Source organism: Haemophilus parahaemolyticus, assembly GCF_002015035.1.
Taxonomy (GTDB): Bacteria; Pseudomonadota; Gammaproteobacteria; order Enterobacterales; family Pasteurellaceae; genus Haemophilus_A; species Haemophilus_A parahaemolyticus.
This window is the reverse complement of sequence record NZ_MUXY01000006.1, coordinates 942-14,245: the sequence shown is the minus strand read 5'-3', so window position 1 is coordinate 14,245 and position 13,304 is coordinate 942. Positions and strand designations below refer to the sequence as shown.

At 41.8% G+C, this 13,304-nt stretch carries 9 protein-coding genes and 1 pseudogene; 2 read left to right on the top strand and 8 right to left on the bottom strand.

What is annotated here, in order from left to right; all coding sequences use genetic code 11:
* Positions 1-32 precede the first annotated feature (32 nt).
* Positions 33-167: a 50S ribosomal protein L34 gene (rpmH, locus tag B0185_RS05300; RefSeq protein ID WP_005599701.1), complete on the bottom strand. Its 135-nt coding sequence runs from the start codon at positions 165-167 to the stop codon at positions 33-35.
* Positions 168-372: 205 nt separating this feature from the next.
* Here rpmH and hemH point away from each other — a divergent pair, with 205 nt between their 5' ends.
* The gene (hemH, locus tag B0185_RS05295) at positions 373-1,335 is read left to right on the top strand and encodes a ferrochelatase (RefSeq protein WP_039862890.1); all 963 of its coding nucleotides are present in this window, start codon (positions 373-375) and stop codon (positions 1,333-1,335) included.
* 101 nt (positions 1,336-1,436) lie between these two features.
* Here the strand turns inward: hemH and B0185_RS05290 are convergent, their stop codons facing one another.
* The 4 genes from B0185_RS05290 to B0185_RS05275 all read right to left on the bottom strand — a co-directional run bounded on the left by B0185_RS05290 (position 1,437) and on the right by B0185_RS05275 (position 5,426).
* A complete protein-coding gene (locus tag B0185_RS05290) occupies positions 1,437-1,928 on the bottom strand; it encodes a thioredoxin family protein (protein WP_005705234.1) in 492 nt (163 codons plus the stop codon).
* A 24-nt stretch (positions 1,929-1,952) separates the two neighbouring features.
* A complete protein-coding gene (locus B0185_RS05285) occupies positions 1,953-2,972 on the bottom strand; it encodes a LacI family DNA-binding transcriptional regulator (protein WP_005705212.1) in 1,020 nt (339 codons plus the stop codon).
* Positions 2,973-2,992: 20 nt separating this feature from the next.
* A complete protein-coding gene (locus B0185_RS05280) occupies positions 2,993-4,399 on the bottom strand; it encodes a glycoside hydrolase family 32 protein (protein ID WP_005705242.1) in 1,407 nt (468 codons plus the stop codon).
* Positions 4,400-4,502: 103 nt separating this feature from the next.
* Entirely contained in the window at positions 4,503-5,426 is a 924-nt protein-coding gene (locus tag B0185_RS05275) for an aminoimidazole riboside kinase (RefSeq protein WP_005705209.1), read from the bottom strand.
* Positions 5,427-5,675: 249 nt separating this feature from the next.
* On the opposite strand from B0185_RS05275, the gene nirK reads away from it, so the two are divergent.
* Entirely contained in the window at positions 5,676-6,656 is a 981-nt protein-coding gene (gene nirK / locus B0185_RS05270) for a copper-containing nitrite reductase (protein ID WP_370447479.1), read from the top strand.
* A 225-nt stretch (positions 6,657-6,881) separates the two neighbouring features.
* Here nirK and B0185_RS10460 read toward each other — a convergent pair.
* The 3 genes and pseudogenes from B0185_RS10460 to B0185_RS10140 form a co-directional block, all read right to left on the bottom strand.
* Positions 6,882-6,986: pseudogene (locus B0185_RS10460) on the bottom strand (AbrB/MazE/SpoVT family DNA-binding domain-containing protein); the annotation flags it as partial.
* Positions 6,987-7,010: 24 nt separating this feature from the next.
* Entirely contained in the window at positions 7,011-7,673 is a 663-nt protein-coding gene (locus B0185_RS05265; protein WP_005705229.1) for a trimeric intracellular cation channel family protein, read from the bottom strand.
* A 160-nt stretch (positions 7,674-7,833) separates the two neighbouring features.
* Positions 7,834-13,302, bottom strand: a complete 5,469-nt coding sequence (locus B0185_RS10140) for a beta strand repeat-containing protein (protein WP_143413717.1) — start codon at positions 13,300-13,302, stop codon at positions 7,834-7,836.
* Positions 13,303-13,304 lie beyond the last annotated feature (2 nt).

Genomic DNA, 13,304 nt, shown 5'->3' with positions numbered 1-13,304 from the left:
AATTGTGGGTGATTAGCTGCTCTAACTGCAAATTATGCAGATAAAGATTTGCGACCTTTAGCACGACGACGTGCTAAAACTTGACGACCATTTTTAGTAGCCATACGAGCACGGAAACCGTGTGTACGAGCACGTTTTAATACAGAAGGTTGGAATGTACGTTTCATTATTTATCTACCTAATAAAAAGTTATTGGCAAAATGCCAATTCAAGACTATAAAAAGAGGTCGCCATTTTAACGGTAAACAAACAAAAAGGCAAGGCAAAAACCACGGTTAAATGTTAAAATCTGCACAAATTTTATTTGTCATTCCCTACAAATTCAAGCAAACTACACTTCATTTGCTCATAACGAAAAAAGAAGAGAAAAATATGGAAAATAAAAAAATCGGTGTATTACTTGCAAACCTTGGTACACCAGATGCCCCCACCACTTCCGATGTAAAACGTTACTTAAAACAATTCTTAAGCGATCCGCGTGTGATCGACCTTCCTAAATTCAAATGGCAAACGATCTTAAATTGCTTCGTGTTACCAAAAAGATCACCAAAAGTGGCAAAACTTTATCAAGCAATCTGGACGGCTGAAGGCTCACCGCTGCTTGCTATTTCACGCAAACAACAAAAAGCCCTGCAAAATTATTTCAATGCGAAAGGCAAAAATGTCGTTGTGGAGCTCGGAATGAGCTACGGCAACCCAAGTATGGCACAAGCGGTCGAAAACTTGACTAAACAAGCGGTCGAAAAAATCATCGTATTACCGCTCTACCCACAATATAGCAGCACCACAACCGCCTCTGTATTGGACGCCTTTGCAGAGAGCCTAAAACAACATCGCCGTGTTGTACCATTTGAGTTTATTCACAGCTACCACAACGACCCACTTTATATAGAAGCCTTAGCGAACAGCATTACGCTTGAGCCCGATGAATTACTGCTTTTCTCTTTCCACGGCATTCCAAAACGCTACGCAGATGAAGGCGATTTCTACCCGCAACACTGCCAACAAACCGCAGAATTGGTTGCCCAAAAATTAAACCTAAAATCTGAACAATGGAAACTGACTTTCCAATCTCGTTTTGGTGATGAAGAGTGGTTGCAACCTTACACTGATGAAACGCTTGAAAGCTTTCCAAGTCAAGGCGTTAAAAAAGTGGCAGTAATTTGTACGGGCTTCTCAGTCGATTGCTTGGAAACGCTTGAAGAAATTGCCGAAGAGAATAAAGAAAACTTCATCAATGCAGGCGGGGAAAGCTACCGCTATATTCCAGCCCTTAATGCGACAGGCGATCATATAAAGATGATGGTAAAACTGATTGAAGAAAAAATGCAGTAATATATAGCTGTATAATCAAACAATTAACCTGATTATCTCGCCCCAACTGTGTTTTCTAGAGAAACATAGTTGGGGCAATATTTTTAGGTAGAAAAAGTCATTTACTTTGTCAAAATCTCAACTAATTCCGCTTCTACTTCTTTACCGAATTTACCCATTCGGAAATCCACTTTTAGCTCATCAAATTGTTCTGGATTTGCTTCCATTTTGGCTTTTAAGAATGCTGGAAATTCATTTAAAACCAGCTCTGTTTTGCCGTTTCGAATATCAAAAATACTTGGAATTTTTTGTGCCGCAATCACCGCTTGTTGTTGTTCATCGCTGTCGAAATGTTTGCGTTCTTTGTTGTCTTTGCGTGAAACGTATTTCACGTTAATGTTTGGGTTGAGCTTAGTAATACGTTGGAAATATGCTACCACTTCCACACAATCAGGGCAGTAAGGTTCTGCCATTACTAGCCAATTACCTGAAACATTCATCGCTTTAATTTTAGCCTCAGTTTCAGGCGAAAGCTCAATGCCAACATAAACATCTAATTGGTTTTCGCGATCTTCATCACTACTAAATTCTAAATATTCGTAAAAATGTGCCATAGAATTTCCTTTTTTTAAATCGAATTACCTACGCCAAATAATCTCACAATCCACTTGTACACTTTGGCTCTCTTGATGGTTTAATTTCTCTTTTAATATCTTAAAGGTTTGCTGAGCAATACGATCGTGATCTTGCTTAATCGAATGGATATGAAACGGCAATGCATTTAGCAGATAATGATCGTCAAAAGTCGCTAAATGCAGCTCTTGGCTCATTAGCTTATCCATACATTTATGTTCGGTTAAATAACGCATCACGCCTTCCAGCAGAGTGTAAGAAGCGGTAAAAATCGCCTTGGGTAAACGCCCAAGATTTTCCACCGTTTCCGCCAACATTTGATAGCCCGATTCAGGTTGGTAATTTTTATGCAAAATCCAACCGCTTTGTTCGGTTAGATGCGATTGTGCCAAACCTTCGCGAAAGCCTTTCAAGCGATTTTCACTTGGTGTAAGCGAGAGTTGCCCGCCAAAGTAGAAAAATTCATCAAGTTGATACGCCCGCACAATATTTTCCACCAACATTATTACGCTTGGAATATCGTTACTGGTAATCGAGGAAATGCCAGAATGGGGAATATAACGGTCTAGCAAAAGCAGTGGAGTATGCTGCAGAATATCTTGATAATAATCAGCAATTTTATGCGTTGGGGCGGTAATTAACAGATCGACTTGACGATCGAGCAATCGCTCAATCGCCACTTTTTCTTGGGCTGGGTTATCATCTGAGCAAGCAATCACTAAATAAAGCCCATTTTCACGACAAAGCCGCTCCAATGTTTTTGTTGTTTGAGCAAAGCCATAGTTAGTCAGATCAGGAATAACCAAGCCAATCACATTGGTTTTACGTGCCTGCAACGCTTTAGCATAAGCATTGGCACGATAACCATACTTCTGAGCAACTGCCTGTACTTTCTGGCGGGTTTCCGCTTTAATGCGAAAATCATCTCCGCGGTTATTTAAAATAATACTTGCGGTAGTTTTAGACACCCCCGCAAGGCGGGCAATGTCGTTAAGCGTTAGCCGTTTTTGTTGCTCAGTTTTCACGATGTAACCTTTTTAATCCATTAAAATGTAAGTGCATGTACTTGTGCAACCTGTGCCGAAACAGGACGTGAGCTTGCCACGACATTTTCACGATTTGTGATAAAGAAGCGGGAAGTCATCACTTTTTCGCCATTATTGAGGAAAATCTCGACAATTGAACGGTCAAAGAAAATCTCAATCTTGTCTAATTTTTCTACTTTTACGTGGCGAACGCCGTCAAACTGTTTCATCAAATCTGTCTGCTCGGTTGCACTACGATCGAGCGTTACCATACCATTTTGATAGCTGAATTTCAATTTACCAAAGAAAGTCAATTCAAGCGGTTGATTTTCCACGTTGATTTGCAAATAACAGGTATCTAAATTTGCAATTTCGCCTTGTAATTCGACCGCTTGCAACTCGCCTGTTTTCACAATAGGGCGCTGTTTAATTATACTGTTTTCCACCGAAATTTGACGTGGCATAGTAAGGGTCGAATGCCATTTGTATTTATCAGTTGGGTAAGTCAAATCTGGCAAGCCAATCCAGCCGAACAGGATGCGGTCAGAATTTTGCACCGTTTGCGGTGCATAGAAATCAAAGCCGTAATCAAGTTCTTCCATGTGTTCTGCATTTAAAACGTTGCCGTCTAATTTGCCTAATGCGTAAGTGGCGTGGTAGTTGTTTTGGAACTGCGTCGCTTCACGCAATTTACCTTGCGGTGACCAAATGAAAACGTCTTTTCCGCCAAGCTGGAACAAGTCTGGACACTCCCACATAAAAACGTGGCTGTTATCGAAATCTTGCACCGCTAACTCGCCCAACAAGCGTGGCGTGCTGTTTAAATCGTCCATTTCATAGACTAAGCAAGTGCCAGTAAGGTTTTCACGCTGTGCACCCAATACGAAGCGGATTTTACCCTCTTGGGTTACGAACGGTTTTGGATCGCGAACGTGTTCGGTGTAGCCTGCTGGGACTTGGTCGATAATGCAGCGTTTTTCTAATAATTTGCCCGTTTTGTCGAAAATCGCAATGTTTTGGTGCGGTACGCGTTGATTATCAGACGGACGACGAGTATTGCCCGTGTAGAACGCCACAATCTGATCTTCCCATAAAATCGCCCCGCCCGAATAGCAACCGTGCGATTCGAACAATTCGTCTGGAATAAGTAAATCGCCTTTTTCAAAAGTTTGGAAATCACAGGTGATGAAATGCTCCCAATGTTTCATTCCGTGCATCGCATCATAAGGAAACCATTGGGCAAAAATGTGGTATTTCTCACCATCAAAAATTAAGCCATTAGGATCATTGAACAAGCCTGTTTTGGGTGCAAGGTGGTAAGTTGGATAGAAATCGTGGTCTGAAAGCACGGTTTCACGAATTGCATTAAGTTCGCCTTCGGCTTGTGCGTGCATACTTTTATATTTACCGTTGTTGAAAATGTGCATAGGATTTTTCTCGAAAATGGATTATTTGGTAGGGTGTGTGAATGAAGGTACTCAAGCGGTAAAAAATGGTGCGTGAGTTACAAAAACTCACACACCCTATAAATTATGCCGCTAAAAACGCTTCCAACTGTGCTTTATTCGGCAGTGCTGCCATCGCACCTTTTGCGGTGGTCGCTAATGCCCCAGAAGCATTGGCTTTGCGGATCACATTCACTAACGTTGCTTCATCTTTCCAATCTGCCACTTCAGAAAGCCCTGCTAATAAACCGCTCACGAACGCATCGCCTGCGCCTGTGGTATCAACTGGTTTTAATGCTTTGCCTGCGACAATTTGGCTCTTGCCGTGAAAGTGGTAAATTGCACCATCTTTACCCAACGTGATGATGATAAGTTTCTCTGGATATTGTGCAGTGATGACTTTCACCGCTTCTTCAAGCGTGGTAGTGTTGGTTAAAAGCGTCAATTCTTCTTCAGAGAATTTTAAAATATCCGCCATTGCTACCACATCATTCACCACAGTTTTCATCTCTTCAAGGCTCGCCCAAAGCGAATCGCGTAAGTTTGGATCGAACGAGAAAAATCCGCCCGCTTGTTTAACACGGCGAATCGCCTCAATGGTGGTTGAGCGAGATGGATCGTTGATTAACGCAATTGAACAGCAGTGTAAAAAATCGCCTGTTTGGAAATTTGGTAAATCGCCCACTTCTAAGAATTGGTCAGCACTTGGATTCACCATAAAAGTGAAACTTCGCTCGCCGTTGTCCAACCCGACAATCACTGTTGAGGTTCGCTGGGTAGGGTCTAAAATCATATGGTTGGTGCAAACCTTTTCTGAATTCAAGGTTTCTTGCATAAATTTGCCAAGCGGATCTAACCCCACGCGACCAATAAAGCCCGCTTCACAGCCTAAACGTGCTACACCTACTGCCACGTTTGCTGGTGCACCGCCTGCACACTTTAAATAATGATTTTCACCGTCTGGAATTAAATCCACAACTGCATCGCCTGTTACCCAAATTTTGCTCATAATTTGTTCTCTTAAAGTTAAAAAATCTGGTAAGAATCTTAGCTAAATCGGTTCAGCTTTGCAATTATTGATTAAAATCCTACCGCTTATTTTCTCGCCTTATTATAATGCAAATCACCCAGTGAAGATAGAAAGGATTATGTGATGAAAAAGACGATGTTGGCAGTAATGCTCGGCTCAATAATGGCAGTAAATAGCGTGCAAGCAGTTGAAAATCAACTGAAAAATGTAAACGAATCCGTTGTACCAATGGCACAATTACCAACCGTTGAAGCAGAACTCACATTTGCCCCAAATGTGCCGAAGCCGATTGAACGCACCACGCCTGCAAAAGTAGTAGTTAAACTTGAAGCATTGGAAAAGGTGATGGAAATTGAGAGCGGTGTGAAGTTCAAATATTGGACGTTCAACGGCACAACGCCCGCCCCATTTATCCGCGTGCGTGAGGGCGATATGGTGGAAGTTCAGCTTTCTAACCCGGTGAATGGCAAAATGCCACATTCGCTTGATTTCCATTCTGCAGCGGCTCCCGAAGGCGGTGCACTTGCCAGCCAAACCGCACCAGGTAAAAGCACCACTTTTGCCTTTCGAGCAACTGCACCAGGGCTTTATCTCTACCATTGCGGCACAATGCCCGTTGGGATTCACATCGGCAAGGGAATGTTCGGCTTGATGTTGGTTGAACCGAAAGAAGGGCTGTCAAAAGTGGACAAAGAATTCTACATTATGCAGAACGAATTTTACGTTAAGGACGGAGCAAACCCAGAGTTAAAAGTGTTTGATATGGCAAAAGCGGAATATGAATTGCCAGATTATGTGGTGTTTAACGGCAAAGTGGGGGCTTTAACTGATGAAAATGCTCTCAAAGCGAAAGTGGGCGACAAAGTGCGATTTTTCGTTGGTAACGCTGGTCCGAATAAAATTTCTTCGTTTCATTTAATCGGACGTACCTTTGATACGGTTTATGTCGAAGGTGGCACGCTACAAAATCATCACGTGCAAACCACGCTGATTCCATCAGGAGGCACGACAATGGTCGAAATGCAAATGAATGTGCCAGGGAAATATACCTTTGTTGATCACAGTATTTTCCGAGCTGAAAAAGGGGCAAAAGGGAATATTATTGTTGAAGGTGAGCCGAATAAAGAGATTTACACAGGCAAAATCAAAGAAGAAAACTATAACAAACACAACCCCGATGCGAATGTCGATGCGGGGTTTGTGCATTGATTGGGAATGTTAAACGCTAATTTCTCCGTTTTCTCTTCTGCCAAATCTCCCCTACCCCTCTTTGCTAAAGAGGGGGATTTTTCTTTGTATAAGTGAGATTATCTGGCTTATCAATATGTCGAAGTATGAGCTCTAAAATTTTATTTAGCTAAGATCTTGCCCCTCTTTAGCAAAGAGGGGTAGGGGAGATTTGGCAGTAATAAAGACGGAGAGCATATTTGAACATTAGAGTTCCTCACGTTCTGGCTGAAATGCTATTTCTCTTTCTTCCGTAAAATCATCACTTACAGTTTTTTCGCAAAGGAAAAAGCTATCCCAAGAGCAATTAAGTATTTCGCTCATTTTTCTTCTCCTTTACTTCTTCCGCTTCGCCAATCTATCCACCAAATCGCCTTTGCCTAAATATTGTGCTTCATCAAACTCAAAAATTGGCAAACCTAGCTTAAAGCGAATAGCAAGCAGACGTAATCCAAAACCCAATACAAGTGTTGAAATGACCACAATATTGTGATTAAAGCCAAGTTCTTGTAATCCAACGTAAATACAGCAAGAGAGGAAAGAGATACTGGCATAGAGTTCTTTGCGGAAAACAAGTGGAATACGGTTGCAAAGCAAATCGCGTAACACACCGCCAAAAGCCCCTGTAATCACTGCCGCAGCTGAAGCAATCACAAAACCATGCCCCATATCTAAAGCAACTTGTGCCCCAATGATAGAAAAAACAATTAACCCGAGTGCGTCCAATACCAAGAAAATCGTACGAAAATAACCTAGAAATCGTGCAATAAACATCGTAAAAATAGAAGCGGCAACTACAATCACGAGATATTCAGGATACTTTACCCAACCAAGCGGATAATGCCCAAGTAACATGTCTCGAATAGAACCACCACCAATTGCGGTCACCGATGAGATAATAATCATCCCAAACATATCCATTTTCTCCCGCCCTGCGGCAAGTGCACCAGTAATAGATTCTGCGGTAATCCCGATGATATAAAGCGTAAGAAGTAACATTAACAAATTTCCCTAAAAAATACCGCTTGTATTATACCTACAAGCGGTAAGATTTTAAGAAAATTTTACCGGTACTTCACATTCAAACCTTCATATCAAAACCAACAAAAAGGCTGAACCCCGAAGGATTCAGCCTTTCTCTTAACTAACTCAAGCTACATTACCATTGGTAACCTACACTTGCTGCAGCACCAGCATCACCACGAGTATTCGTATTCACAGAGAATTTAATACCCACTTTACCGTTGTCTGACAAGCGAGAGTAACCTACCGCAACAGCACTTTCGCCTTTATAAGTACCTGCACCCGCAGCAACCATTGATTTACCAGGTAAGGTCGCATGATATAAACCACCTGCTGCCATTGCACCTGCAACACCTGCACGTAAGTTTTTATCCATCTTGTTAATGTGGTTACCAATTTGTGTTACAGCACCTTTTAATTGGCTAACATTAACAGCATCCGTATCTGCTCGACCAGCAGCAACATTTTGAATACGAGTATTACCTGCGTTAATACCTTTCTCATTGATCACCACATTAGTATTATTACCGCGGTCATCTTTCGCTGCCACTTGAACACCTTTCGTATTCACAATGGTATCACCAGCTTTGAAAGTATTTGCTGTCACAGAGTTCACATTAATATCATCTTTCAGTTTCACTTTCACACCATTTGTGTCAGCCACTGTTTCGATATTTTTGTTATCTCCGTTTACAGCCACTTGGCTACCCAGTTTCTTCGCACCCGTTGTACCTTTATCCGCATTAAAGGTTAAACCTTTATTGGTTACAGTATCGTGTGCATCAACACCTTTCTTAATATCATCTTTCGTTTTGCTTGAAAGATCTACGGTGTAATCCGTCACTGTCGTTGAGCCATCTTTACGTGTTGTTTCTGCTTTAGTAACAGATACTGCATCAGAACCACCTTGAACATGAGCAGAGTTATCCGTTGAGCTTACTTTGTAGATAGTCTGACCATTATTACCCACACGAGAGGTAATTGTCACATTATCTCCTTCTTCAAGCTCTGTCTTCGCAGCATTTACATTTTTGTTAATGTTATTCACCGCTTGATATAACTGGCTACCGTTCACTGCATCTTTGCTAGTTTCGTTAATGTCGCCATCAGCCACATTAGTCACTTTCTTATTACCAGCATCCACACCTTTCTCAGTTACGCTTGGACCATTTTTAATGGTTAAACCATTGTTGGTGACTTGAGTACCACCAATCGTAATTGAGCCATCTTTACCTAAGTCCACATCTTTAGAGAGTTTTACTTTCAAGCCGTTAGTTGCTTCATCATAAACTACACCGATATTGTTATCTGTGAGTTTAGTTGAATCAGCGCCACCGGTGATGTTCATTTGAGAGCCTAACGTACGGTTGATCACTTGCTCAGAGTCGCCTTTGAATTTCAAGCCATCATCTAAAGTCGCCACTTCACGTTTAATATCTTTACCATCTTTATCTTTGTCGGTATAAACAATACGAGTAACCTCTTTACCACCATCACGGTCGGTATTCACAGTCGTTGTGCCTTTTTGAACACTCATGTTCGCACTCGCCCCATCTTTACCGTCCGCACCTTTCGGTCCAGTTAAGCCAATTGAGCCATCTTTACCGTTGATTACAACTGATGCACCATCTTTACCATTCACACCGATAGAACCATCAATGCCGTCTTTACCATCTTTACCTTTCACGCCAAATGTCGCATTCGGGTTGAAGTTAAAGGTCACGTTATTCGCAGTTTTGCTAATGATGATATTGCCATCAGTGTTGTTTAAATCAACTTGAGCACCTGGCTTCACATTGCCTTTGTCTTTACCGTTATTAACACTTAAGTTCCAACCTGCTGTTGCATTTGTCATCACGTGATATAACTGGCTTCCGTTTACAGCATCTTTACTGTTAGCACTTACATCACCATCTTTCACGTTGGTCACTTTATTACCATCAACGCTTACATCACCACCTGAAATGGTTGTGCCACCGTCTTTGTTTAAGGTAATTGTGCTATTACCGTTGTTGATAGTCTCAATATTTTTCAGATTTTTTGCTAATTGGACTTCTAAAGTTCCTTTGCCATCTGCTTTCACATTGATGTTACCGCTAGCTGAAGTAAAGTTTGCAGATGCTGCTTTATCCACACCTTCACCAACAATAGTCACTAAGGTATTCAATCTATGTGCATTTTCTACACCATTATTACCAGTAAAACGTAAACCATCATTCAATGTTGCTACATTCTCACGAATTGTTTTATTTGGATCTTTTGGATCTGCATATTCATAAACAATACGTGTTTTGGTTTCACCATCTTTGCCATCAACGCCAGCAGGGCCTTGATCACCTTTAATGCTTAAGCCGTTTTTACCGTCTTTACCATTTAAGCCGATTGAACCATCTTTACCATTGATTACAACTGACGAACCATCTTTACCGTTCACACCGATAGAACCATCAACGCCATCTTTACCTTTCACACCAAAGGTTGTGTTCGGGTTCAAGTTAAAGGTCACGTCGTTATTTGCCGTGTTCTTCGTGATTAGAATGTTGCCATCCGTATTGTTCAATGAAACTGTCGCATTTGGTTTCACTGTTGTTGCGTTAGTACCATTTGCTTTAATTACCCAACCTGCATTTGCAATTGCAGTTGTTGTATTCAACTGGTCTAAGTTAACCGCATCAGTACCATTAACACCTGGAGCAACGTTAATAATTGTGTTGCCTCCGTTGTTCAAGCCTTTATCCGTCACACTTACCGTTTTGCTTGGATCTGCTTTATTGGTAATCGTAAAGCCGTTGTTATTTAACGTTGTATTGCCGATTGTTACACTACCATTAGATGTTAAATTCACATCTTTAGCAAGTTTCACTTTCAAGCCATCAGTCGCTTTGTCATAAACCACACCAATATTGTTATCGGTTAATGTCGTTTCGTCCGCACCGCCTGTAATGTTCATTTGTGAACCTAAAGTACGGTTGATCACTTGTTTAGAATCGCCTTTGAACTTCAAGCCATCATCTAAAGTCGCCACTTCACGGGTTGTGCCGTTTGCTGTGTACTTAATACGTTCGATTTCTTTACCGTCATCTTTCGCATTAACTGTCGTTGTACCTTTCTCTGGTTTCAACGTGACTGATACACCGTCTTTACCATCTGCACCTTTCGGTCCAGTTAAGCCAATTGAACCATCTTTACCGTTGATAACAACAGACGCACCATCTTTACCGTTCACACCGATAGAACCATCAACACCATCTTTACCGTCTTTACCTACAACACCAAATGTTGCATTCGGGTTGAAGTTGAAGGTCACGTTATTATTTGCCGTGTTCTTCGTGATTAAGATGTTGCCATCGGTATTGTTTAACGATACTGTCGCATTTGGTTTCACCGTTGTTGCGTTAGTACCATTTGCTTTAATTACCCAACCTGCATTCGCTGTCGCTGTCGTTGCATTTAACTGGTCTAAGTTAACCGCATCTGTACCTTTCGTACCGTTCGCTACATTGTGAACTTGGTTTCCTCCCATATCCACATTGCCACCATTTTTCACGGTTAAGTTGTTAGTCGTCACGTTATTGAACGATACATCATCCGCTGTTGAGAACGTAAAGTTGTTCGCACTGTGTTTCACTTTCAAGTTTTTACCTGCTGCGAAGAACACTTCTGTGCCTGTTGTTACGTTATCCGCAACTGTTGCACCATCAACATTACCGCCTGCATTTGCTTTCCAGTAAGACGCATTGATCGCCTCTGCAACCTCTTTCGCTGTCACTAAACCGTTGCCCTCTGGTACAGTGATCTTGCCGTTATTAGTTACATTCGATAAAGCGGTCGTATTTACGTTGAATTTTACAACACCATTATCGCCCACTTCCGCAGTTGTCTGCGTACCATTCTTGAAGTTCAAGCCTTCTGATAACGTCACCGTTTTCGCTTCTCCATCGTTCGCTTTATAGCTTAATGGAATCACTTTCGATGCATTTTCACCATTGAAGTTAACCGAGTAAGTCGTATTACCGTTCTCCGTATGCGAGGTTACCGTAATCGGGTTATTCGCTGCCGTTGAAGTATTTACTTTTACGGTTTCATTCGCTAAAGCTTTGATTTTCGCTTTTGATACCGACACTTCATATTTCGCGTTCTTATCACCAGACTGTTTATTATCCGCAACCGTCACTTCCGCAATGTTGTCCTCATCAGCTTTCTTAATTACTGATTCGGTTGATACTGAATCCGCAACGGTATCTTTCAACTGTTTCACATTCACTGCATCGTTATCTTTCACGCCTGTTGAAACATTTGAGATCACTTTATCGCCTGCGTTCACCCCACCGTCTTTCGTAATGCTCGGTCCGCCTGTGATAGTTAAGCCACCGTTGTTCACAGTGGTATCTCCAACCTTCACGCTGCCGTTTGCATTGAAGGTCACGTTATTTGATAACTGTACTTTTAAACCATTTTTGCCATCGTTGGTTACACGGATATTATCTGCAACTGTGGCTTTCTCTGCACCGCCTGTGATGTTCAATAATGAACCTAAAGTACGGTTAATCACCGCGTTATCATCGCCTGCAAATTTCAAGCCATCATCTAACGTCGCTACTTCACGCGTTGTACCGTTTGCTGTGTATTTGATTCGTTCAATCTCTTTGTTCGCATCTTTCTCATTCACGGTTGTTGTGCCTTTCTCTGGTTTCAACGTCAATGATACACCATCTTTGCCATCTGCACCTTTCGGTCCAGTTAAGCCAATTGAACCATCTTTACCGTTGATAACAACAGACGCACCATCTTTACCGTTCACACCGATAGAACCATCAACGCCATCTTTACCGTCTTTACCTACAACACCAAAGGTTGCATTCGGGTTGAAGTTGAAGGTCACGTTATTATTTGCCGTGTTCTTCGTGATTAAGATGTTGCCATCGGTATTGTTTAACGATACTGTCGCATTTGGTTTCACCGTTGTTGCGTTAGTACCATTTGCTTTAATTACCCAACCTGCATTCGCTATCGCTGTCGTTGCATTTAACTGATCTAAGTTAACCGCATCTGTACCTTTCGTACCATTCGCTACATTGTGAACTTGGTTTCCTCCCATATCCACATTGCCTTTTGCATTCACGGTTAAGTTGTTGGTCGTCACGTTATTGAACGTCACATCATCTTTCGTTGCATAAACGAACTTATTGCCGTCTTTCTTCAACGCCATATTCTTACCTGAGACGAACGTTAACTCATCCCCTGGTTTGATTTCTGATGACACAGCTCCTGTTGTTTCTTCCGAGGTGGTCTCTTCGTGCGTTCCTTGGCTCGCTTTCCAGTAAGTTGCATTGATTGTCTTAGCAAGGTTGTCACCTGTGACTAATTTATTCGCATCTTCTGCAGACACATCACCCACTTTACCTGCATTATTGGTCAAGCTCACTTTCGAAGTATCTGGTACATTCGCAACAAGTTTACCGTCATTATTTACGGTAATGGTTGAACCATCTACGTTCACCGCTACGGTGTAGTTCGCTGTTCCATTTGCATTTGTGCTTGGCGTTACAGTAATACCTGAACCGTTTTTAACGCTTGCTTGCGTGTTTGTGTCTTTCGCATTCACCG

Bases quoted from the DNA above. Each gene is read 5' to 3' on its own strand.
- rpmH (WP_005599701.1), bottom strand. From the start codon at position 167: ATGAAACGTACATTCCAACCTTCTGTATTAAAACGTGCTCGTACACAC.
- hemH (WP_039862890.1), top strand. From the start codon at position 373: ATGGAAAATAAAAAAATCGGTGTATTACTTGCAAACCTTGGTACACCA.
- B0185_RS05290 (WP_005705234.1), bottom strand. From the start codon at position 1,928: ATGGCACATTTTTACGAATATTTAGAATTTAGTAGTGATGAAGATCGC.
- B0185_RS05280 (WP_005705242.1), bottom strand. From the start codon at position 4,399: ATGCACATTTTCAACAACGGTAAATATAAAAGTATGCACGCACAAGCC.
- B0185_RS05275 (WP_005705209.1), bottom strand. From the start codon at position 5,426: ATGAGCAAAATTTGGGTAACAGGCGATGCAGTTGTGGATTTAATTCCA.
- nirK (WP_370447479.1), top strand. From the start codon at position 5,676: ATGGCACAATTACCAACCGTTGAAGCAGAACTCACATTTGCCCCAAAT.
- B0185_RS05265 (WP_005705229.1), bottom strand. From the start codon at position 7,673: ATGTTACTTCTTACGCTTTATATCATCGGGATTACCGCAGAATCTATT.